We start from the raw sequence: 23,137 nt of genomic DNA on the forward strand, positions 1-23,137 counted from the left end.
TCAGACGTCGAAGAACACCGTCTCGTCCGCGCCCTGCAAATTGATCGTGAAGGAATACACGACCTTGCCAGCGCGCTCGCCGCGGCTCGCGATCAGTGTCTTGCGGCGCACCGCCGGTTCGACGAGGTTGAGCACGGGATCCGCGGCGTTTGCGGCCTCCTCATCCGAGAAATAGAGCCGCGTGTTGAGACCGATGTTGATGCCGCGCGCGACGATCCAGACGTTGACATGCGGCGCGCATTTGCGGCCTGCCTTGTCGATGATCGCGCCGGGCTTGATGGTGTCGAAGGTGACGAGACCGCTGTCGAAATCCGATCCCGCGCGGCCCCAGCCGCGGAAATCCTGGTCCAGCGTGCCGGCCGAACGATCGGCCGGATGGTTGTAGCGGCCGCTCGCATTGGCCTGCCAGATTTCGAGCAACACGTCGCGCAGCGGCGAGCCGGTTCCGTCGAGCACTTTGCCCTCCAGCGTGATGCGCTCGCCTTGCGTGTTCGGCGTCACCAGCACGTTGGAAAAATTCTTCTCGAAGATGTCGAATCCGGCCATGGCCGGGATCAGGCCGATGTGGACATAGGGTCCGGCGGTCTGCGAAGCGGTTTCCTTGAGGTAGTTGAGCGGCTGCGGCATGGACTTTAGTTCCCCGCGGTGCGATTTTCAAAATAGGTGGAGCGCTGGCCGCGCAGCACGATGTCGAAGCGATAGGCGAGCGAGTCGAACGGCGTCGATGCGTTGAGGTCGAGCGGCGCGACGAGACGGTCGAGCGCGTCCTTGTCCGGGATCGTCGTCAGGATCGGGCAGACCGGAATCAGAGGATCGCCCTCGAAATACATCTGCGTGATCAGACGCTGCGCAAAACTCGAGCCGAACACCGAGAAGTGGATATGGGCGGGACGCCAGCTATTGACGAAGTTGCGCCAGGGATAGGGTCCCGGCTTCACCGTGCGAAAATAATAGTAGCCGGTGTCGTCGGTCAGCGCACGGCCACAACCGCCAAAATTCGGATCGATCGGCGCCAGATACGTATCCTTCTTGTGCCGGTAACGACCGCCGGCATTGGCCTGCCAGAACTCGACCAGCGTGTTCGGCACGCCGCGGCCGGTCTCATCCAGCACACGGCCATGGACGATGATGCGCTCGCCAACGGGATCGCCGTCCTTGGCGTAGTTGCGGATCAGGTCGTTGTCGAGCGGGCCGAGATCGTTGTGGCCGAACACCGGACCGGTGATTTCCGAGACCGAGCTCTCCAGCGACAACAGCGACTGGCGCGGCGACCGCAGGACCGAGGATTTGTAACTCGGCGCATGCGCCGGCGGATGGATGGAGCGGTCGCGCTGAAAGAAACCGCCATCACCGAGCGGCGGCGTCAGGGGCTCGGGGCGGTTGAGGCGGGGATCCTGCAGGGCTGGCGCCTGAGCGTTCATCGGCGTTGTCTCTCCCTTGGCGCCCTGTCCGGGCGCGCGGCTTATCGGGAGATCATGGGCCGGCCTATTCCACAGATAAATAGATTGATTATAATACATTTCATGAAAAAAATCGATCATTTGGCTCTCGACGGTCACGCGCTGGAGCTGTTCCTGGCCGTGCTGGAGGAAGGCTCGGTCACGGCGGCCGCTACGCGGCTCGGCCTGACGCAATCGGCAGTCAGCCACGGGCTGAACAAGCTGCGGCGGATCTCCGGCGACCCGCTGTTCGCCAAATCCGGCCGCGGCATCGTCGCAACCGCCCATGCCCAGGCACTGGCCGCGAAAGCGCGCGCGCTGATCGACGAGATGCGGAGCTTTGCCGGCGGCGTCACGTTCGAGCCGGCCGGAGCGCAGCTCTCGCTCACGATCGCCGCCAATGACTTCCAACGCGATCTCTTGCTGCCACGGTTCTTCGCCCATGTCGCCACGCAGGTAAAGAGCCTGAACCTGCGGGTGATCCCCTCGCAGTCGCCCTCGCCGGCGATGCTGCGCGAAGACCGCTGCGATCTCCTGATCACGCCGCTGCCGCCGTCCGGCGCCGACATCGTGCAGAAGCGCCTGCTCAGCGATCATTACGTCTGCTACTTCGATCCCAAGGCGCGTGCGGCACCATCCGGCCGCGGCGCCTATCTCGCGGCGCGCCACGTCACCGTGGTCTACACGGACAACGAGCGGCTCGACTTCGATCTGCGGCTGGCGGCAAACGGCTTTCACCGCGACATCGCAATCTCGGTGCCGAGCTTCTCCGGCGTCCCGTCGTTCCTGCGCGGCTCGCAAATGCTCGCAAGCATGCCGAGCCTGCTCGCATCAGGCGTCATGCGCGGCTTCGCGCAAACCCGCATTCCGCTGGCCTCGCGCACCCGCACGCTGGCCGAGCTGCCGATGTTCATGGTCTGGCACCAGCGCTACCAGAAAGATCCGGCGCATCGCTGGATCAGGAACCAGCTCGAGATCATGGCGGCGACAGCCGCGGACGTCTGAGCTCTGATGCAGGATTGCGAATGCCCGTTCATGTCGGGCCTATTTGCCGCGCTGTCAGTCCTGCGCTACACATCCGATGCTGTGCAAGGGAACGCCAGCCAAAGGCGTTCGGAGAAGTCTTGTGCGGCAAAGCGTATGTCTTCTGACGGCCTATGACTCCATTCAACAACCGCTCGCAGCCTTCACCGTCCCGCGCATGCAGGATCTCGCCGACGCGCATGGTTATCAACGGCGCTCCATTCACGGCGACAATTGGAAACGCCCGCGCGGATGGATGAAGATCGAAGTGATCCGAGCCGCTATCGAAGAAAATTTCGACTTCGTGCTGTGGATGGACGTCGATGCCGTCGTGCTTCGCAACGACGTCGATGTCAGGACAGCGGCGGTGGATGATGCCGATCTGCACATCGCCTGGCACGGGCCGGAGACGTCCGAGATCATGGCCGCCGATTTCGTCCCGCACTTCAACTCGGGCGTCATGCTGATCCGCGTTAACGACTGGTCGCGTGCGTTTTTCAAGCAAGTCTGGGACACCGGCCAATTGCGGCATCCCTGGTTCGACCAGGCGACCATACTCCACGCCCTTGGATATGACGACTGTCTGGGGCTTGGGCCGGATCGCCCCAATGAACCGAACCGGTCGCGTCTCGCGCGTCTCGACACTGCCTGGAATTCGATCCCTGGCCTTGCCACCGCACCGGATCCGATCGTGCACCACTATGCCGGGATCAGTAATCCGTCGACGCGCCTCAGGATGGTCGAGGCGGATGCGCTGACGGCGTCCATGCGCGAACGACTCGACACCGATGTGCGTGAGGCCATCGCTCGTCAGTTCGGCCTGTGGCGCGAGGACGCGGCCATGCGCGACTGGATCACGGAAGAGCGGGACTCCGCGCTGGCCGGACGGTCCGAAATCCTCTCGGAGAGGGATCAGGCGCGAGCGCAACTGGCGGCGGTCCTTGGCTCCACCTCCTGGCGGGTGACCGCGCCGCTGCGCTGGGCCAGGGAATTGTTTCAGCGCCGCTGACGGCAATGCTCGCCGGTGGCCAGCTCCACGCCAAACCCACTGGTTGCGCAGGGGCGGTCACGCTAGAATTGCCTCATGACAGTGACCGACATTGCGAGCCGAACCTACAATCACAGCTGGCGGCTGGATCCCATCGTCCGCAGCCTGCTTGATACCGACTTCTATAAGCTATTGATGTTACAGATGATTCGGGAGTCTTACCCGAGTCAGCAGGTGACCTTCTCGGTCATCAACCGCTCGCGCCATGTGCGGCTCGCCGAGATCATCGACGAGGACGAGCTGCGCGCCCAGCTCGACCACGCCCGCACCATCCGCTTCGCCAAGAAGGAGCTGATCTGGCTTGCCGGCAACACCTTCTACGGCAAGACCCACATGTTCTCGGCGGACTTCATCCGCTGGCTCGCCGAATTCCGTCTGCCCGAATACGAGCTGCGCAAGGTCGAGGGGCAGTATGAATTGCATTTCCACGGGCCGTGGAGCCACACCACGATGTGGGAGATTCCGGCGCTTGCCATCCTCAACGAATTGCGCTCGCGCGCTGCGATGAAGGGTCGCGGACGCTTCGAGCTCGACGTGCTCTATGCCCGCGCCAAGGCCAAGCTGTGGACCAAGGTCGAGCGTCTGCGCAAACTCGAGAATCTGAAGCTCTCCGACTTCGGCACGCGCCGCCGCCACGGCTTCCTGTGGCAGCGCTGGTGCGTCGAGGCGGTGAAGGAAGGCCTGGGCCCGTCCTTCATCGGTACCTCGAACGTGCTGCTCGCGATGGACAATGACCTCGAAGCCATCGGCACCAACGCGCATGAGCTGCCGATGGTGGCGGCCGCGCTCGCCAGGGACGACGAGGAATTGCGCTGGGCGCCCTATCGGATTCTCGACCAGTGGCGGCAGACCTATGGCGGCAACCTCCTGATCGCGCTGCCCGACGCATTCGGCACGAAAGCCTTTCTGCGCGATGCGCCGGAATGGGTGGCCGACTGGACCGGCTTCCGTCCCGACAGCGCGCCGCCGATCCAGGCCGGCGAGGAGATCATCGCCTGGTGGGAGAAGAAAGGCCGCAACCCCAGGGACAAGCTGCTCGTGTTCTCCGACGCGATGGACGTCGGCTCGATCGAGGAGACCTATCACCACTTCGCGGGCCGCTCGCGGCTCTCGTTCGGCTGGGGCACCAATCTCACCAATGATTTCGTCGGCTGTCCGCCGGATGGCTCGATCAATCTCGATCCGATCTCGATTGTCTGCAAGGTGACGTCGGTTGACGGCCACCCGGCCGTCAAGCTCTCGGACAATCCGGAGAAAGCGACCGGCCTTCCCTCCGAGATCGAACGTTATCTGCGCGTGTTCGGCGACGCCGGTCGCGTGCGCAAGCCGGTGCTAGTGTAGCGCTGGTCGACGACGCGCCCCGACAGCGTTACCGCGCGGGCACAATCCCGAGACCGGCCAGGTGCGCGTCGAGAAACTGGTCGAGCTGCTGGCGCAGCATCTGCGGCGGCACAGCGATCATGCGCTCCTCAAGACCGAGCGAGATGATGCCATGCACCGCGGAAAACAGGGTGCGCGACAGGAGCGCGATCTTCACGTCATCCGCATCCGGCAACAGCCGCACCAGGGGCGGATGCATCAGCGCGAAGGCATGCATCACCATCTGAAGGATGTCATCGGGGTAAGGGCGATCGTCCTCCATCCGATGCTCGAACAGCGAGCGCAGCAAATTGGCGTGCTCGGAGAAGAATTCGAGATAGGTCTCAGCAAGCCCATACAGTTGGCGAACAGGGTCCTCTGCCGGAACCCCGCTTAGCCGCACCGTCAGAGCCTGCACCGTCTCCCGATTGACCGTCAGGATCACCCCGTCGAAGTCGCCGAACTCGTTATAGACGCTGCCGACCGAGCAGCCGGCGGCCTCCGCGACGTCCCGAACCTTCAACGATCTCAATCCTTTAGCGGCGATAATGCCACGGGCGATCTCCAGGATCTGGAGCCGCCTCCGGAATTTTTTATGGTCGCGCGGCGATTCTTTTTGAACATTGTTCATTTTAAAGCTACTCAATTGAACATTGTTCAAATTAACCTGGAGGACTGCAAAATGCAAACGCTCGCTGTTGATATCGCCACCACCTTCGTCGATGACGCGGCGGCTCTCGTGACCGGATTGGGCCGAACCCTCTGGCGGTTCGCCATGGCCCCGGTCGATCGCATCGCCAATGCCTGCGACATTGCCGGCGTGCTCACCGAGCGCCGCGCGACCTTCCGGATGTGGCGGGCCAACCGCGCCCGTGCCCGTCGCGAGGGCCGCCGGTTCAGCCTGCTCGGCCGCCTCTCGCCCTTTCGGCATCTCGCCCATCTCACGTAAGGCGGGCTCACCCGGCGCGTTCCGATCAGATCAAACACAATATCTGGTTGCAACGAAGGGCTTACCATGTCCCGGCATCGGCAGCCGGTTTTGCGGCTCTTCGCAATGCGGCTCAACTTTTCTTCATCGCCCGGCGCGGTATCCCGGCAGGTACGGCGCTTCCGTCCTGACCACAGCTGCGACCAGATATTTGCGAACCTAACGAGATCACTTGGAGACCAACAGGATCGGAAGGATCGAAGGGACAGAGCAGACCGGCGGGCGTCCCCACCCCGCCATCGTTCGCCCTACGCAAATCCGGTCGTGACGTCTCACCGACAGCACAAGAACTTCAGGCCGTTTTTCCAAAACAGGACTCGTCATGATCAGGGAATTGATGTCGTCACGCCGCTTCGCGCCGCTGTTCTGGGCGCAATTCTTCTCGGCGCTCAATGACAACGTGCTCAAGAACGCACTCGTCATTATCCTGCTTTACAGTGCCGCGACCGGCCACGGCGATGCCCTGGTAACGGTGGCAGGCGCCGTCTTCATCTTTCCCTATTTCATCCTGTCCGGGCTCGGCGGTCAGCTCGCCGACAAATACGTCAAATCCGTCGTCGCGCGGCGGCTCAAATTCGCCGAGATTTTCGCCGCGGGTTTTGCCGCCTCCGGCTTCTTCCTGCACTCGGTGCCGCTGCTGTTCACAGCGCTGGCGCTGTTCGGCGTCATCGCCGCCCTGTTCGGCCCCGTGAAATACGCCATGCTGCCGGACCAGCTCGAGCTCGGTGAACTCGCAACCGGCAACGCGCTGGTCGAAGGCGCGACCTTCATGGCCATCCTGCTCGGAACCGTTGCCGGCGGCCAGTTCGTGGCCGGATCCGCGCATATGGGCTGGGTCGCATCAGCCGTGGTCGTCCTGGCCCTGCTGTCCTGGGCCTTCGCGTCTCGTATTCCGCAGACGACGCCGTCCGCGCCAGATCTGCCCGTCAACGTCAATCCATGGACCTCGACGCTCAGCCTGCTGAAAACGTTGCATGCCGATCACCGGCTGTGGGACGGCACCGTGATCGTCTCCTGGTTCTGGCTGGTCGGCGCCGTCGTGCTGTCGCTGCTGCCGGCGCTGGTCAAGGACGTCGTCGGTGGCACCGAGGGCGTGGTGACGCTGTGCCTGGCGATCTTCGCGATCGGCATCGCCATCGGCTCGCTGTTCGCGGCCAGCCTTAGTCATGTTCGCCCGAACCTCGCGCTGGTGCCGATCGGCGCCATCATCATGGGGTTTGCCGGCCTCGATCTCGCCTGGGCCATCGGCGTGACCGCCAGGGGCCAGGATATCACCGCGGCCGACTTCGCAACCTCGTTCGCGGGCCTGCGCATGCTCGTCGACTTCGTCGCCTTCGCATTCGGCGGCGGCCTGTTCGTCGTTCCCTCTTTCGCCGCCGTCCAGGCCTGGTCGGCACCGTCCGAGCGCGCCCGCATCATCGCCGCCGGCAATGTGCTGCAGGCCGCCTTCATGGTGGTCGGCTCGCTATTCGTCGCACTGTTGCAGGCGGCGGGCCTTCACATCGGCTGGATCTTCTTCGGCCTCGGCGTCGCCAGCTTCGGCGCGGTGTGGTTCGTGCTGACGAAGTGGGGCAAGGAAGGCGTCCGCGACTTCGGCGGCTTGCTGTTCCGCGCGCTGTTCCGCACCGAGATTCGCGGCCTCGAGAACCTGCCGCCTCCGGGCACGCGCATGTTGATCGCGCCCAACCATGTCAGCCTGATCGACGGCCCGCTGCTCCACGCCGTGCTGCCGATCGATGCCAGCTTCGCGGTGGATACCGGCATCGCCAAGGCCTGGTGGGCCAAGCCGTTCCTGCGCGTGGTCAAGCACTACACCATGGACCCGACCAAGCCGCTGGCTGCACGCGACCTGATCAAGCTCGTCGCCGCGGGCGAGCCGGTGGTGATCTTCCCGGAAGGACGCATCACCGTCTCCGGATCGCTGATGAAGGTCTATGACGGCACCGCGATGATCGCGGACAAGGCCGATGCGGTGGTCGTGCCCGTTCGCATCGAAGGCGCCCAGCGCTCGCATCTCAGCTACCTCAACTCCAGCCAGATCAAGCGCTCGTGGTTTCCGCGGGTGACGGTCACCATCCTGCCGCCGATCAAGCTGCCGGTCGATCCGTCGCTGAAGGGCAAGGCACGCCGCAATGCCGCTGGCGCCGCACTCCAGGACGTCATGATCGATGCGATGGTCAAGAACGCCATGCTCGATCACACCCTGTTCGAAGCACTGGGCCACGCCTATCGCGACCGTGATACCGGCAAGGTCATCATCGAGGACGCGCTCGGCACCAAGCTGACCTATCGCAAGCTTATTCTCGGCGCGCAGGTTCTGAGCCGCAAGATCGAGACCGGCACCGCGATCGGCGAGAATGTCGGCGTGCTGTTGCCGAATTCCGCGGGCGTCGCCGTCGTCTTCATGGCGCTGCAGAACATCGGCCGCGTCCCGGCAATGCTCAATTTCTCGGCCGGCCCGGTCAACGTCCTCGCCGCCATGAAGGCGGCGCAGGTCAAGACCGTGCTGACGTCGCAGGCCTTCATCGAGAAGGGCAAGCTCGACAAGTTGATGGCCGCGATCTCCGCCGAAGCGCACGTCGTCTATCTGGAGGACGTCCGCGCCTCGATCGGCACGGCCGACAAGATCAAGGGGCTGCTTGCCGGCACCACGCCGCGCGTCGTCCGCCAGCCCAACGATCCGGCCGTCGTGCTGTTCACGTCAGGCTCGGAAGGCACGCCCAAGGGCGTCGTGCTGTCCCACCGCAACATCCTCGCCAACGCGGCCCAGGCACTGGCGCGGGTCGATGCCAACGCCAACGACAAGGTGTTCAACGTGCTGCCGGTGTTCCACTCGTTCGGCCTGACAGGCGGAATGATGATGCCGATGCTCGCGGGCATTCCGATCTACATGTATCCCTCGCCGCTGCACTACCGGATCGTGCCCGAGCTGATCTACCAGACCGGCGCAACCATCCTGTTCGGCACCGACACGTTCCTCTCCGGCTATGCCCGCTCGGCGCATGCCTACGACTTCCGCACCCTGCGCCTGGTGATCGCCGGCGCGGAGGCGGTGAAGGATCGGACACGCCAGGTGTTCATGGAGCGCTACGGCATCCGCATCCTCGAAGGCTATGGCGTCACCGAGACCGCGCCGGTGCTGGCGATGAACACGCCGATGGCCAACCGTCCCGGCACCGTCGGCCGCCTCTCGCCGCTGATGGAAAGCAAGCTCGATCCGGTCCCCGGCATCGAGGAGGGCGGACGCCTGTCGGTGCGCGGGCCGAACGTGATGCTTGGCTACCTCAGGGTCGAGAATCCCGGCGTACTCGAGGTACTCCCCGAGGGCTGGCACGACACCGGTGACATCGTCGCGATCGACCCGGCCGGCTTCATCATCATCAAGGGGCGCGCCAAGCGCTTCGCCAAGATCGCGGGCGAAATGGTCTCGCTGTCGGTGGTCGAGGCTATCGCAACCACGCTGTGGCCGCAGGCCGCATCGGTCGCCGTGTCGATCCCCGACCAGCGCAAGGGCGAGCGCATCGTGTTGCTGACCACGGAGAAGAACGCCGAGCGCAGCGCGATGCAGGGACAGGCCAAGACGATCGGAGCGTCCGAGCTCACCGTGCCCGCGGCGATCATGGTGGTCGACAAGGTGCCGCTGCTCGGCACCGGCAAGACCGACTACGTCACCGCCACGACAATGGCCCGTGAGCAGGCGTCGGCACCGGAGCGCGAGGTGGCGTAAGATCAGGCCACCGCTGTCGCCCCGCGAATACCCGGTGCGACAGCGTGGTGCTACCGCACGCCCCTCAAGAGCCGGCTTCGCCCCGTCGTTCCTGTGCATAGCGCACCAGGGCCGTAAAGCGATAGATGCCGTGGACGAACTTGCCGTAGGGCATGGTGATGAACAGCGCGAACACCGCGCCGAGATGCAGCGCCAGCAGCGGCCCCATTACCGCGGTCTCCCGCAGGAGCAGAAGCAGCATGCCGGTGAGACCAGTCAGGAACAGCATGGCGATGAAGCCGACATCCATGCCGTAGCGCTGCGCGTCGAGCAGTTCGGCCGCGCGGCGTGACTTTGCGATGAACAGGCCGATCGGGCCGACGACAAGGCCGATGCCGCCGAGCGTACCCAACACCACGGGCAGGTCCCACCAGGGATACGGCGCTTCGCGGGCGAACAGATAGTGATACAGCGTGGCGACGGAGGTCGCGGCAAAGCACAGCAGGAAGCCGTAGAACGTCAGGTGGTGGTATAGCTTGCGCCGGTCGGTCGGCTTCTCGTCCTCGTTGTAGCAGCCAACGCCCCCGCCATGGAGATAGCGCAGCTCGCCCGCATCGCGGATCGCCTGAAAGATCGAGCCGCCGTCGGCGCGGCCGCCGATCGGCGTGCCGATATCGCGCCAGAACGCGCGCACGCTCATGACCAGCGCGAGGATCGCGTAAAGGAAGGCGGCGCTGAACAATGCGGCCATCACATTGTGCGGCATCAGCTTGTAGAAGGCGCCGGGGCCGGTGTGCACGCCGAACAGCACGGCGCGGTCGTTCAAGGCGACAAAGCCGAGGATGAAGGCCGCCATGCTGAGCGCGGCGACGATGCTGATGACGAGACCGTTGCGGGCGAAGGCGCCGGACAACGATTGCGGCCAGGCGTAGGCGGCATAGGACTCGGCGCGTGCGACAGCCAAAGTCTGCGGGACGTTGACGTTGAACTCGTGTGGCGGCGAGAACTGGCAGTCGACGTAGCAGGCGCCGCAGGAATGGCAGAGATTGGCGAGATAATTGAGGTCGCCATCGGAGAAGGCGCGGCGCATCTCCATGGCCGGGAACACCGCGCAGAGTCCCTCGCAGTAGCGGCAGGAATTGCAGACCGTCATCAGACGGTCGGCCTCGTCCAGGATCCTAGTTCCGTGCATGTTTCGCCGCTTCCCGTCCTGCGATCCGCCCGAACACGCTGCCGATGGTCATGCCCATGCCGGCGGCATAGCCCTTGCCGAGCACGTTGCCCGCCATGATCTCGCCGGCCGCGAACATGTTGGCCGACGGCCTGCCGTCAGCCATCAGCATACGCGACTCCTTGTTCACGCGCGTGCCGAGATAGGTGAAGGTGATGCCGGGCCGGACCGGATAGGCGAGATAAGGCGGCGTCTCGATCCGCCGTGCCCAATGCGTCTTCTGCGGCGTGACGCCCTCGGTGCGGCAGTCGTCCAGAATGGTATGGTCGAACGTGCCGGGCCGCACGGCGGCGTTGAATTCGGTGATGGTTTTCTCCAGCGCAGCCGGATCGAGTTCCAGCTTGCCAGCGAGTTCGGCGACCGTCTGCCCCGCAATCGGCGGAAACAGCGTCGGCATGAAGCTCGTAACAACGGTCGAATCGAAGATGATGTAGGCGATCTGATCGGGCTGCGCCGCGACCAGCCGGCCCCAGATCGCATAGCGCTTCGGCCAAAGGTCCTCGCCCTCGTCGTAGAAGCGCTGCGAGTGCTTATTGACGACGATGCCGAACACGACCGAGTCGTGGCGGGTGATGATGCCGCCGTCGAATTTCGGCGCGCGGGCGTCGATCGCGACCGCGTGGCATTGGGTGGGATCGCCAACCTCCTGCACGCCCTTGTCGAGCAGCATCTTCAGGATCGAGCCGCGGTTATAGGGCGTGCCTCGGATCAGGAAATTGTCGGCGGCCTCGCCCCAATACTGCTTCAGCCATTCGATGTTGGCCTCGAACCCGCCGGCCGCGGCGACCAGCGACGTCGCGCGAATCTCGGTCTCGCCCCTGATCGGCCGCTTGAGACGCGCGGCAAGGAACATGCCGTCCTCGATTACGAGATCGGTGACCTCGGCGTCGTATTCGACGTCGACGCCGAGCCGTTCCGCGGTCAAGTATAACGCGTTCAACATCGCGCGGCCGCCGCCGAGGAAAAAGGAGTTGGTGCGGCCAAGGCTCAGCGTGCCGCCGAGCGAGGGTTGCCAGCGTACGCCCTGCTCCACGATCCAGTTCAGGATGTCCTTGGACTCCCGGATCATGTGACGGGCGAGCACCTCGTCGGTCTTCCCGCCGGTCACGCGCAGCAGATCCTCCCAGAATTCCTCCTCGGTATAGGGGCCGGTCAGGATCTCGGTCGCGGCGTCGTGAGCGCAGCGCATGTTGCGGGTATGCCGGGTGTTGCCGCCGCGATAGAACTTTGGCGCGCCTTCGAGCACGAGGACCGAGGCGCCGCCGCGGCGCGCCGAGATCGCCGCGCAAAGCGCCGCATTGCCGCCGCCGATCACCAGCACGTCGTATTTGCTGCTCATGCCGTCTGCCCGATGCGACGAAGAGTTAGAGACATTCTGCCCGCCGGCGGCACCGGTCAACCGGTGCCGCCATTGCGCACGTTTGTATACAAAGATATACAGATATGGCGCAAGCGGCATCTGTGCATAGGCAGGATGCGCTTGGCAGCCCAAGAGGACGCATGGCCAGACGCCCGGCAAAGGCAGGCGGATCGATCGCACGCGGCGGTGGCGTCGCGCTGGGCGAAGCGGTGTTCCGCTCGCTCTGCGAGGCGCTTCAAGCCGGCAGTTACCGCGCCGGCGACCGACTGCGCGAAGAAGAAGTCGCGCAACGGCTGAAGGTCAGCCGCACGCCGGTTCGAGAAGCGCTGGGCCGGCTCGCGGCCCGCGGCTTCGTAGAGCCCGCCGGTGGCCGCGGGGTGATCGTGCGCAACCTCGATATTTCCGAGGTGCTCGAACTCTACGCCATGCGCGAGATCATGGAGGGCGCCGCCGCGCGCCTCGCCGCCGAACACGCCTCGGCGACGGAGATCGATGCACTCAGGGATATCGAGCAGGCTTTTATCGAGACTTCCGAGACCGATGCGGCCGAGATGGCGAGACTCAACCGCGTCTTCCACGAGGCCATCTGCCGCGCGGCGCGCAACCGCTATCTGGACAACGCCTCTCGCGAATTGCAGGACTGGATCGCCCTGCTCGGCCCCACCACCTTCACCGTGACGGGACGCCCGTCGACCAGCCACGGCGAACATGAGGCCATCATCGCGGCCATTGCCGCGCACGACGGCAACAAGGCCGAACAGCTCGCGCGCGCGCATATTCGCGAAGCGCTGCGCTGCCGGCTGAAGCTGCTGCAGAAGCAGTAGACCGCTTATCGCCGCACCCGCCGCGCAGGACGCGCATCATCGACCGAGGCTGCGAGGGCAGCGTCGAGCAGGTCGGTCGGGCCGCCCAGCGCACGCGTCAGGCGGATCGCGGCCTTCAGCAGCAGCGATGTCATCGTCTTGATCGTGTCCCGCGTGAAGCGCGGCTTCGGCCCCGAGAGCGACAGCGCACCAACACACTTTCCGCCGGGACCGAACACCGGACAGGCGAGCCCGGCGCAATCGGGATCGCGCTCGCCGAACGACACGGCGATGCCCCCCTCGCGGATCTCGTCATAGGCCTCGCCCTTCTCGCCGTCGAAGGCCAGGATAACCCGCCCGGCCGCTCCCCGATCGAGCGGCAGCAGAGCGCCCGCCTCGACCCGGTCGAGCGTCGAATGTTGGGAATCGACGCGAAAGACACAGAGCCTGCGCCTGGAATCATGCCGCACATGGTACGATGGGCTTTCGGTGCCGTCGGCCACGAGCTGGCGCAGCAGCGGCATGACGCGATCATGCAGGCTGTTGCTGCGCTGGTAGATCGCGCCGAGCCGGAACGGCGTCGGGCCGAGATGGTAACGGCCGTCGGCGAGCTGAACGAGATAGCCGAACTCCTGCAGCGAGGTCATCAGCCGCAGCAGCGTGCTCTTGTACATCTTGGTGCGACGCGCGAGCTCCGCCAGCGTCATCGGCTCCAGCGTATCCTCGAAGGCCGCGAGGATGGTCAGAGCACGATCGACGGCGGCGACACCGGGCGAAGGCATACAGTCTCCTACTCTGGGAATCCGGAGGGATCGATCAGCTTGGCGATGACCGGAAAGTACGCATCGCCCATGCCCTTGTCGATCGTCTCCTCGAAGATCTCGTGTATCAGCGCCGCGCCGCGCAAGTTCAGCCCGGCCTGGGCACCCAGCTCCAGTGCGTAGGACAGGTCCTTCATCGCATATTCAGTCGAGAAGGCGCGCAGCGGAAACTCCCTGGCGACAATCGCCTTCATGCCGTGGTTGCGAAGTGCAAAACTGTCCGCCGAGCCCTTTGACAGCGTCTCCAGCAACAGCTTCGGCTCGACGCCGCTGTGCTTGGCGATCGCGACGGCCTCGGCCAGCGCGTTCACCGTCTCGAACAGCACCATGTTGTTGAGGATTTTCGTCACCTGCCCCGCCCCGGTGCCGCCGCAAAGAGTGACGTCGGTGGCGAAATGCCGGATCAGCGGCTCGACCTTCGAAAATTGCTCGGGCGTAGCGCCGACCATGACGCTCAGCGTGCCGTCCTGCGCCGCCTGGCGGGTGCGCGCGATCGGTGCATCGATCCAGAGCGCGCCCTTGTCCGCGAGTTGCTTGGCGAAGGCCCGCGTCAGGCCGACGTCGGAGGTACCGAGATCGATCACGGTCTGGCCGCTCCTGATCGCCGGCAGGATGCCCGAGAAGACCGACATCACGTGTTTGGCGCTGGGCAGGCAAAGAAAGATTGTTTCGCTGCCGCCGACCAGATCTTCGACCGACTTCGCCGCTGTCGCACCATCGGCCACGATCCGCGCCAGGGGCTCCGCGGCGAGATCAAACGCAAGCATGGCCCGTCCGCTCTTGCGCAAGAGATTGCGACAGATCGGCTCGCCCATGACGCCGAGACCGATGAACCCGATCACACCAGACATTCCGTATTCTCCTCGAAAATCTTGCGGCCGGACGAGCGCGAGTGCCCGTCCGGTCGGCGTAGTTTACTTCACAAGCGGACAGCCGCCTTCGCTCATCGGCCGGAACACCTCTTCGCCCGGCTTGGAGCTGACGACCTTGTAATAGTCGTACTTGTATTTGGACTCCTCCGGCTTCTTCACCTGCACCAGATACATCGTGTGCAGTACGCGCCCGTCGGGACGGATCGTAACGTTCTTGTTGTAGGCGTCGTTGACCTTCATCTCGTGCATCTTTGCGGCGACGGCCGTCGCATCCGTGGTGCCCGCGGCCTTCACGGCGGCGAGATAATGATGAACGCCGCTATAGACGCCGGCTTGCACCATGCTCGCGACCTTGCCGTTCATCAGCGCCGCATAGCGCTTCGACCAGGCGCGGGTCTCCTCGTTGAGATCCCAATAGAACGAGGTCGTTACCTGCAGGCCCTGGGTAACCTTCAGTCCCAACGAATCCACGTCGGTGATGAAGACGAGGAGACCGGCAAGCTTCTGGCCGCCTTCGACGACGCCGAACTCGCCGGCCTGCTTGATTGCGGTCTGCACGTCCGCACCCGAGGTCGCGAGCCCGACCACGTCGGCCTTCGAGCCCTGTGCTTGCAACAGGAACGAAGCGAAATCGGCGGTGCCGAGCGGGTGCGCGGCCGAGCCGATCACCTTGCCGCCCGCCGCTTCGATGAATTTCGTGGCGTCACGCTGGAGCGCGTGGCCGAACGCGTAGTCGGCCGTCACGAAATACCAGGTCTTGCCGCCGGCCCGCGTGATCGCGTCGCTGGTGAGCTTCGACAGCGCATAGGTGTCGTAGTTGAAGTGAAAGCTGACCGGGGAACAGGATTTTCCGGTGAAATCGGACGAGCCCGGCCCCGAGATCACGAAGATCCTGTTCTTCTGCTTGGCGACTTCCAGGATGGCGAAACCGGCGGAAGACGCCGCGCCATCCGCAATCATGTCGACGCCTTCATTGTCGAACCATTTTCGCGCGGTGGCCGAGGCAATGTCCGGCTTGTTCTGGTGATCGGCCGAGACGATCTCGATCTTCTTGCCGAGCAGCTCGTTGCCGAAGTCCTCCGCTGCGAGCTTTGCCGCGGCGACCGAGCCGCGCCCGCCATTGTCGGCGAACACGCCGGACTGGTCGTTGAGCACGCCGATCCTGATGACGTTGTCCGCCGCAAGTGCGGCGCCCGTCTGGGCGGCCAGAATGGCCGCCATCATCCAACGCAACTTCATAACATACGCTCCCTTTTACGAATTTTGCTTGTCGATTATGTCTTGCAGCACCGGCGCGATGTAGCGCCGGAACTGGATTGGGTTCTCGCTCATCGGAAAATGGCCGAGCCGCTCCATGATGGTGGCCTTGGCACCGGGAATGCCGGCGGCGGTCCGCAACGTGTCCTCCGGCGTGCAGGAAAAGTCGTATTCGCCGGTGAGGAGATAGAGCGGGCACTGATCGACATTGATGGCGCCGGTGCGCCCGCGCAAATCGCCGTCGACCCGATAGAAATAGAGATCACCCTTGAAGATGCCGGGGCCGCCCTGCTTGTAGCCCCACAGCGTCTCGTTGCGTGCGGCCTCCGGGCCGTTGGGCGCGATCAGCCCGGACACCAACGCGGCGCAGACCTCGCCGCCGTGAACGTCAGGGCGATTGAGCCAGGTCGTGTCGTACCAGGGCTGCTGGAAGTCCGCGGCCTCGAGCCCGATCAGCGCGCGAAACTCACGGGCGTGTTCGATGGCGAGATTGAGCACGATGCGGCCACCGATCGAGCAGCCCATCACCACCGGCCGCTCCAGCTTCAGCGCCTTGCAGAAGGCGCGGATGGCCGAAGTGTAGCTCGCGGTGGTCAGGCGATATTCGTTGCCATACTGGCTGTCAGGCGGATTGGACTTGCCGTGCCAGGGCATGTCGAAGGCGATGACGCGGAAGTTTTTGGTCAACTCCTCGTCGGCGAGCAGATGACGCCACTGCCGGGCGTCGGATCCTGCCGTGTGCAGACAGACCAGCGGAATGCCGCTGCCGTTCTCCTCGAAATAGATCCGGTTGATCTCGCCGTCGATCTCGACGTGCACGTAGCGGCCGACGATCGGTTCGATGAAGCCGCTCATGACGCGCCCCCAAAGCCGTTTTGGCGAGGCAAGGCGAGCAAATCCTTGAAGTATTGCAGATGCGCCATGAAGGGATGCAGATCGCCTTCAAGGCTTGCCTCTCCGCGCTTGGTCAACGCCAGCAGGTCATGCCAGCCGGCCGGAGGCATGGCCTGCCAATAGGCGGCGAATGCGGCCGGCGTCGCGCGATAGGCGAAACGCCAGGAACGCATCAGGACCGGCGCAGGCGTCATGTCGACAATCTGTCCGGCGCGGATCGCGACATGAAACGGCTGCGTGGTTGGCCCAAGCAGGCAATCGACGTCGAGCCAGCGGCCGCGCGCTGTCAGCGCCGCGTCGCGCGCCAGCAATTCCGGGATGGCCTTGAAGCCTTCGAAGATCGCCTCTGGTGTGTGCGTCACCGGCGGATCAGCGTTTGGGCTGGCACATTGGAATGCCATGGTTTCGTCCCTCGGATTTAATCGTTCTGTTAGACAGAACGATATTCTATTTCTATTGCCGTTCTATACAGACCTCGCGCGTGAACTCAAGTCCCGGCCGATGTTGTGGGATGGCGCTACAGCGATCAGGCAAGGGCCGATGTTCGAGGGAATCAAGCGACGGACGCACAACGCTTGCCGATGTGAGCGACCTGGCTAAAGGATCAGCCGATCATCAGACCGGGCGCCGAGAGCGCGATTGAGACAATCGCGACCTCGCCATCAAGCTTCCTCAGGCGAGCACATCCGCCGCGACCGCTTTCAGGACATCCCGCACGTCGGTGGGCTTGAGCCGCACCTGCAAGCCGCGCTGGCCACCATTGAGAAAGACCTGGTCATGCGCGAGCGCGCTCTGCTCGATCACAGTGCGCACAAGCTTGCGCGCCCGAACGGGCTGATGCCGCCAACCTTGTAACCGGTGACGCGCTCGGCTTCGGGCGGCTTCATCATCTGTGCGGACTTCCCGCCGGCGGCAGCGGCGAGCTTCTTCATCGAGACTTCCTGATCCGACGGAACGACGACGCAGACAGGCTTGCCGTCCACCTGCGCCATCAGCGTCTTCAGCACGCGCGCCGGTTCCTCGCCGAGCGCGGCGGCCGCCTGGAGCCCGATGCTCTCGGCATCAGGGTCGTAGTCGTAAGTGTGAACGGAGAAGGCGACGCCGGCGGCCGTGAGCGCTCGGGTGGCTGGGGTGACTTTGGACATGGACGGTATTTACCACCGTCATTGCGAGGAGCGAAGCGACGAAGCAATCCAGAATCCCACCGCGGAAACAGTCTGGATTGCTTCGCTTTGCTCGCAATGACGGCGGAGTACTACTCCGCCGCGTCCCGCATCTCGGCCCGCTCGGCTCTCGCCGCGCAGAACTTGAACTCCGGGATTTTGCCGAAGGGATCAAGCGCCGGGTTCGTGAGCAGGTTCGCCGCCGCCTCCGCGTAGCAGAACGGCATGAACACCATGTTCTCCGGCACGTCGCGATCGGAGCGGACCTTGACCTCGACCGCGCCGCGGCGGGTCTCGAGCCGGATGAAATCGCCCGGCGCGAGCTTCTTCTTGCGCATGTCCTTCGGCGACATGAAGGCGACCGCCTCCGGCTCGATCTGGTCGAGCACTTGGGCGCGGCGCGTCATCGAGCCGGTGTGCCAATGCTCGAGCACGCGGCCTGTCGAGAGCACCATCGGATATTCGGCGTCCGGCACTTCGTCGGGCGGGATGACCTTGGCTGGCACGATCTTGCCGCGACCGCTGGCGGTCGGGAAGCCCGTCGTGAAGATGATCTCGTTGCCGGGCACGTCGGGACCGTCGACGGGGTAGGTAACGGCGCCTTCGCGCACCAACCGTTCCCAAGTGATGTTCTTCAGCGACGGCATCAATTGCGCCATCTCGGTGAAGACGTCGCCCGGGCCGGCATAATTCCAGGGCAGGCCCATGCGCTTGCCGATCTCCTGGATGATCCAGAGATCCTGGCGGGCATCGCCCGGCGGCTTGACGACCTGGCGCGCGAGCTGCACGCGGCGATCAGTGTTGGTGAAGGACCCGTCCTTCTCGGCAAAGGCCGAGGCCGGCAGGATGACATCGGCGTGGAAGGCGGTCTCGGTGACGAAGAGATCCTGCACCACGAGATGGTCGAGCATGGCGAGCGCCTGCCGCGCATGCTGAAGATCGGGATCCGACATCGCGGGGTTCTCACCCTCGATATACATGCCTTTGATTTCGCCGGCATGGATCGCGTTCATGATCTCGACCACGGTCAGGCCGCGGACGGGATCGAGATCCTGGTCCCACATCTTTTCAAAAGCCCCGCGCAAATCGTCGCGGCTGACCGGCTGATAATCCGGCAGGAACATCGGGATCAGGCCAGCGTCGGAGGCACCCTGCACGTTGTTCTGGCCGCGCAGCGGATGCAGGCCGGTGCCTGGACGGCCGACCTGGCCGGTGATCAGCGCGAGCGCGATCAGGCAACGCGCATTGTCGGTGCCGTGAACGTGCTGGCTGATGCCCATGCCCCAGAAGATGATCGACGACTTTGCACGCGCATAGATCCGCGCGACCTCGCGCAGGGTCTGCGCCGGGATGCCGCAGATCGCTTCCATCTTCTCCGGCGTGAACTCCTTGATCTTCTCCTTGAGGTCCTCGAACCCTTCGGTGTAGCCGGCGATGTACTGATCGTCGGTCAGGCCTTCGGTGATGATCGTGTTGATCATCGCATTCAGCATGGCGACGTCGGAGCCGGGCTTGAACTGCAGATGCTTGGTCGCGTGCCGCGACAGCGTCTGCCGGCGCGGATCCATCACGAACAGTTTTGCACCGTTCTGCTTGACGGCGTTCTTGATGAAGGTCGCGGCGACCGGATGGTTCACGGTCGGGTTGGCGCCGATCACGATGATGACCTCGGCATCCATCGCGGCTGCGAATGGCGCCGACACCGCGCCCGAGCTCAGGCCTTCGAACAGCGCCGCCACCGACGAGGCGTGACACAGCCGGGTGCAGTGATCGACATTGTTGGAGCCGAAGCCGGTGCGCACCAGCTTCTGGAACAGATAGGCCTCTTCATTGGAGCCCTTGGCCGAGCCGAAGCCGGCCAGCGCCTTCACGCCGTTCTCGTCGCGGATCTTGACGAGACCCCTGGCGGCGATGTCGAGCGCTTCCTCCCAGCTCGCTTCGCGGAAATGCGTGAAGGGATTGGCCGGATCGACCTGGTCGTTGGAATCCTTCTTCGCATTCGGCAGCCGCACCAGCGGCTTGGTCAGCCGATGCGGATGGTGGATGTAGTCGAAGCCGAAGCGGCCCTTGACGCAAAGACGATTGTGATTGGCCGGACCGTCGCGGCCCTCCGCATAGATCACCTTCTCGTCCTTGACCTCGTAGTTGACCTGGCAGCCGACGCCGCAGAACGGGCAGAGCGAGTCGACCTTCCGGTCGGCATAGGTGACACGCGTTTGCTTCTCGTCAAGCATCACGGCCGGCATCAACGCGCCGGTCGGGCAGGCCTGCACGCATTCGCCGCAGGCAACGCAGGTGGATTCGCCCATGGGATCGTCGAAGTCGAACACGATCTTCGAGCCGTGGTTGCGATAAGCCATGCCGATGACGTCGTTGACCTGAACCTCGCGGCAGGCGCGCACGCAGAGGCCGCACTGGATGCAGGCGTCGAGATTGACGCGCATCGCCGGATGGCTGGCGTCGGTCGCCCAGCGCTCGGCAGCTGGAAAGCGGCTCCCGGTGACGCCTGTCGTCTCGGCCCAGTGCCAGAATTTCGAGTCCGGATCGTGCGAGGTTTCCCGCGCCGGCTGGTCGGCGACGAGCAGCTCCATTACCATCTTCTGCGCCGAGACGGCGCGCGCGCTCTCGGTTTTCACCTTCATGCCGACCGACGGTGTGCGCTTGCAGGACGCAGCCAGCACGCGCTCGCCCTCGATCTCGACCATGCAGGCGCGGCAATTGCCGTCGGGGCGATAATCGGGCGCCGGCGAATAGCACAGATGCGGGATCTCGCGGCCCTGGCGCTTTGCGACCTGCCAGATCGTCTCGCCGGGATTGGCCTCGACCTGCTTACCGTCGAGTTCGAACGTAACCTTGGTCATTCGGCCGCTTCCTTGAACTCGTCAGGGAAATATTTGATCACGGTGGCCAGCGGATTTGATGCCGCCTGTCCAAGCCCGCAGATCGAGGCGTCGCGCATCGCCTGGCTCAATTCTTCCAGAAGTGCGCGGTTCCAGACCGGCTTCTGCATCAGCAGCGCCGCCTTCTGGGTTCCGACGCGGCACGGCGTACACTGACCGCAGCTCTCGTCCTCGAAGAACTTCATCAGGTTGAGCGCCGCCGCGCGCACGCTGTCCTTCTGCGACAGGATCACGACCGCCGCGGAACCGATGAAGCAGCCGTATTTCTCCAGCGTACCGAAATCGAGCGGGATGTCGTCCATCGACGCCGGCAGAATGCCGCCTGACGCGCCGCCCGGCAGGTAGGCGTAGAATTGGTGACCGTCGGCCATGCCATCGCAATATTCGTCGATCAGCTCGCGCACCGTGATGCCGGCGGGTGCCAGCTTCACCCCGGGAGTCTTCACGCGCCCCGACACCGAGAAGCTGCGCAGGCCGCGGCGTTCGTGACGACCGTGGCTGTTCCACCAGTCGGCGCCCTTCTCGACGATGTCGCGCACCCACCACAGCGTTTCGATGTTGTTGATCAGCGTCGGCAGACCGAACAGGCCGGACTGGAAAGGATAAGGCGGCTTGTGCCTCGGCAGACCGCGCTTGCCCTCGATGCTTTCGAGCAGCGAGGATTCCTCGCCGCAGATATAGGCTCCGGCGCCGCGGCGCATATGCAGCGTCGGTCCGCCCGCGGGCAGTTTTGCGATCTCTCGCTCGAGGATCGCGCGCGCCGCCGGATATTCGTCGCGGATGTAGATGTAGACGTCGGACGCCTCCACGATATGCGCGCCGATCAGGGTGCCTTCGAGGAAACGGTGCGGGTCGCGATTGAGGTAGAGGCGGTCCTTGAAGGTGCCCGGTTCGCCCTCGTCGCCGTTGACCGCCATGAGTCGCGGACCGGGCTCGCCGAGCACCGCGCGCCATTTGCGCCCCGTCGGAAAGCCTGCGCCGCCGAGACCGCGCAGGCTGGAATCCTCGAGAGGCTTGAGAATCTCGTCCCGGGTGATCTGCCCCGAGCGCAGCCGCGCCAGCAGCTTGTATCCGCCGTCCTTCACATAGGCGTCGTAGCCGACATAGGCGGGGAGATGGGCATGGACGTCGCCGCGCTCTGCCGTGGCCAGCACTTCGGCGGCCGTCGCCTGATGCACGAAATGGTGGCCGACCTCCGCGACCGGGGCGGCGTCGCATAGTCCGACACAGGGCGCGCGCACCACGCGAATGCCGGGACCGGCACTGCTCTGCAAATCCTGCAGCAGTTGCTCGCCGCCCAGCATCGCACAAGTGAGGGAATCGCACACACGGACGGTCAAGGGCGGGATGCTTGGCTCGCCTTCCTTCACCACATCGAAATGCGCGTAGAACGTCGCGGTCTCGAACACCTCGGCAAACGCAAGCTTCATCTCGTCGGCGAGCGCGGCGAGATGCGCGGCCGAGATCTGGTGATACTTGTCCTGGATCAGGTGCAGATATTCGATCAGCAGGTCGCGCCGCCGCGGTCTGTCGCCGAGCAACTGCTCGATCTCGTGCGCGGCGGTCGGATCGACCTGCCGCCCCTTGGGCGTGGCCTTGGCGCGCCGACGCCCTTCGCCCGGATGTTCGAATTCCCTGACCTTGTGAACGTCGTCGTTGCTGCTCATGGAAACGTCGCGTTCTCCTCAAAACCGATGCAGTCCAGCTGAACCACCATCATCTTACGGGGCGTACTTCCAAGCCCGATCATCGGGAACAGCATTGCCTTCGTCCCTCAGATCAACTCTCGATCGACGCGACTCTAGTCTCTGGTATGCCAGATGCAAGAAAATTTAGAACGTCTCTATCGTGATTTAGGGGCAGGCAGCCGCACCACCATGCCCCTTCACGCAAAACAAACGGAACCCGATCTCAGGTCTTGCCCATGCACTCTTCGATGTAGAACCAGCGGTCGTCGCCGGCGAGGCCTTTGGACTTCACGTCGGCGCGGCAGGCTTTCAGCTTCGGCTTGTTGGCCGACCACTTCGCCTTCATGTCCTTCAGCTTCTGCATCGTCAGCTTCATCTTGCCCGGCTTGGCGTCGGTCGTCGCCGCGGGTGCCGTCGGTGTTGCCGCGGTTTGCGCGGAGGCGGCATGAAGGCCAGCCACGAGCAGCACGGCAGCAAGGCAAATTCGGGTGCGAACCATGAGATCCCCCTCAATCCAATCTTGATCAATTTTGAAAGACGAACGCCGCGGGACGCTGGTCATCACCATCCCGCGGCAATGTGGAC

General features: G+C 64.2%; 18 protein-coding genes and 1 pseudogene. 5 read left to right on the forward strand and 14 right to left on the reverse strand.

Translation table 11 applies throughout. The annotated features are described in order from the left end of the window. Together pcaG and pcaH are read right to left on the reverse strand one after the other, a co-directional pair. Positions 1–627, reverse strand: coding sequence for a protocatechuate 3,4-dioxygenase subunit alpha (pcaG, locus tag F8237_RS08250; RefSeq protein ID WP_151643591.1), 627 nt, complete (start codon positions 625–627; stop codon positions 1–3). 5 nt (positions 628–632) lie between these two features. Further along, a complete protein-coding gene (gene pcaH / locus F8237_RS08255) occupies positions 633–1,421 on the reverse strand; it encodes a protocatechuate 3,4-dioxygenase subunit beta (protein WP_151643593.1) in 789 nt (262 codons plus the stop codon). A gap of 102 nt (positions 1,422–1,523) precedes the next feature. On the opposite strand from pcaH, the gene F8237_RS08260 reads away from it, so the two are divergent. From F8237_RS08260 to pncB, 3 genes are all read left to right on the forward strand, one after another. Beyond that, the gene (locus F8237_RS08260) at positions 1,524–2,444 is read left to right on the forward strand and encodes a LysR family transcriptional regulator (RefSeq protein ID WP_162005937.1); all 921 of its coding nucleotides are present in this window, start codon (positions 1,524–1,526) and stop codon (positions 2,442–2,444) included. Between the two features lie 121 nt (positions 2,445–2,565). Next, a complete protein-coding gene (locus F8237_RS08265; RefSeq protein ID WP_162005938.1) occupies positions 2,566–3,471 on the forward strand; it encodes a putative nucleotide-diphospho-sugar transferase in 906 nt (301 codons plus the stop codon). Between the two features lie 75 nt (positions 3,472–3,546). Then, complete coding sequence (pncB, locus tag F8237_RS08270) at positions 3,547–4,851, forward strand: nicotinate phosphoribosyltransferase (RefSeq protein ID WP_151643599.1); 1,305 nt, start codon at positions 3,547–3,549, stop codon at positions 4,849–4,851. Between the two features lie 28 nt (positions 4,852–4,879). On the opposite strand, the gene F8237_RS08275 is transcribed toward pncB, so the two are convergent. Beyond that, positions 4,880–5,500, reverse strand: coding sequence for a TetR/AcrR family transcriptional regulator (locus tag F8237_RS08275; protein ID WP_162005939.1), 621 nt, complete (start codon positions 5,498–5,500; stop codon positions 4,880–4,882). A gap of 679 nt (positions 5,501–6,179) precedes the next feature. Between F8237_RS08275 and F8237_RS08280 the strand changes: the two genes are divergently transcribed. Further along, entirely contained in the window at positions 6,180–9,584 is a 3,405-nt protein-coding gene (locus F8237_RS08280; RefSeq protein ID WP_151643603.1) for an acyl-[ACP]--phospholipid O-acyltransferase, read from the forward strand. Positions 9,585–9,648: 64 nt separating this feature from the next. Here F8237_RS08280 and tcuB read toward each other — a convergent pair whose 3' ends face one another. Both tcuB and tcuA read right to left on the reverse strand, forming a co-directional pair. Continuing rightward, on the reverse strand, positions 9,649–10,755 hold the full coding sequence (tcuB, locus tag F8237_RS08285) for a tricarballylate utilization 4Fe-4S protein TcuB (protein ID WP_151643605.1): 1,107 nt from the start codon (positions 10,753–10,755) through the stop codon (positions 9,649–9,651). Further along, on the reverse strand, positions 10,742–12,133 hold the full coding sequence (gene tcuA / locus F8237_RS08290; protein ID WP_151643607.1) for an FAD-dependent tricarballylate dehydrogenase TcuA: 1,392 nt from the start codon (positions 12,131–12,133) through the stop codon (positions 10,742–10,744). Before tcuA ends, tcuB begins: the two co-directional genes overlap by 14 nt. A gap of 161 nt (positions 12,134–12,294) precedes the next feature. Here tcuA and F8237_RS08295 point away from each other — a divergent pair, with 161 nt between their 5' ends. Continuing rightward, on the forward strand, positions 12,295–12,978 hold the full coding sequence (locus F8237_RS08295; protein ID WP_151650498.1) for a GntR family transcriptional regulator: 684 nt from the start codon (positions 12,295–12,297) through the stop codon (positions 12,976–12,978). Positions 12,979–12,983: 5 nt separating this feature from the next. On the opposite strand, the gene F8237_RS08300 is transcribed toward F8237_RS08295, so the two are convergent. The 9 genes and pseudogenes from F8237_RS08300 to F8237_RS08340 all read right to left on the reverse strand — a co-directional run bounded on the left by F8237_RS08300 (position 12,984) and on the right by F8237_RS08340 (position 23,051). Further along, positions 12,984–13,739 carry an IclR family transcriptional regulator gene (locus tag F8237_RS08300; protein WP_151643609.1) on the reverse strand — a complete coding sequence of 252 codons (756 nt, stop codon included), beginning with the start codon at positions 13,737–13,739 and terminating at the stop codon, positions 12,984–12,986. Between the two features lie 8 nt (positions 13,740–13,747). Beyond that, entirely contained in the window at positions 13,748–14,629 is an 882-nt protein-coding gene (locus tag F8237_RS08305) for an NAD(P)-dependent oxidoreductase (protein ID WP_151643611.1), read from the reverse strand. A gap of 63 nt (positions 14,630–14,692) precedes the next feature. Continuing rightward, entirely contained in the window at positions 14,693–15,889 is a 1,197-nt protein-coding gene (locus tag F8237_RS08310; RefSeq protein ID WP_151643613.1) for an ABC transporter substrate-binding protein, read from the reverse strand. Between the two features lie 15 nt (positions 15,890–15,904). Further along, complete coding sequence (locus tag F8237_RS08315; RefSeq protein WP_151643615.1) at positions 15,905–16,762, reverse strand: alpha/beta fold hydrolase; 858 nt, start codon at positions 16,760–16,762, stop codon at positions 15,905–15,907. Next, positions 16,759–17,112 carry a hypothetical protein gene (locus F8237_RS08320; RefSeq protein ID WP_244626099.1) on the reverse strand — a complete coding sequence of 118 codons (354 nt, stop codon included), beginning with the start codon at positions 17,110–17,112 and terminating at the stop codon, positions 16,759–16,761. The genes F8237_RS08315 and F8237_RS08320 overlap by 4 nt, the downstream gene beginning before the upstream one ends. 361 nt (positions 17,113–17,473) lie before the next feature. Then, positions 17,474–17,946 (reverse strand): annotated as a pseudogene (gene ybaK, locus F8237_RS08325) (Cys-tRNA(Pro) deacylase). A gap of 110 nt (positions 17,947–18,056) precedes the next feature. Continuing rightward, positions 18,057–20,825, reverse strand: a complete 2,769-nt coding sequence (fdhF, locus tag F8237_RS08330; RefSeq protein WP_151643619.1) for a formate dehydrogenase subunit alpha — start codon at positions 20,823–20,825, stop codon at positions 18,057–18,059. Continuing rightward, positions 20,822–22,531, reverse strand: coding sequence for an NADH-ubiquinone oxidoreductase-F iron-sulfur binding region domain-containing protein (locus F8237_RS08335; protein WP_151643621.1), 1,710 nt, complete (start codon positions 22,529–22,531; stop codon positions 20,822–20,824). The genes fdhF and F8237_RS08335 overlap by 4 nt, the downstream gene beginning before the upstream one ends. A gap of 244 nt (positions 22,532–22,775) precedes the next feature. Then, positions 22,776–23,051, reverse strand: coding sequence for a hypothetical protein (locus F8237_RS08340; RefSeq protein ID WP_151643623.1), 276 nt, complete (start codon positions 23,049–23,051; stop codon positions 22,776–22,778). Positions 23,052–23,137 lie beyond the last annotated feature (86 nt).

This window comes from Bradyrhizobium betae (assembly GCF_008932115.1).
Lineage (GTDB): Bacteria > Pseudomonadota > Alphaproteobacteria > Rhizobiales > Xanthobacteraceae > Bradyrhizobium > Bradyrhizobium betae.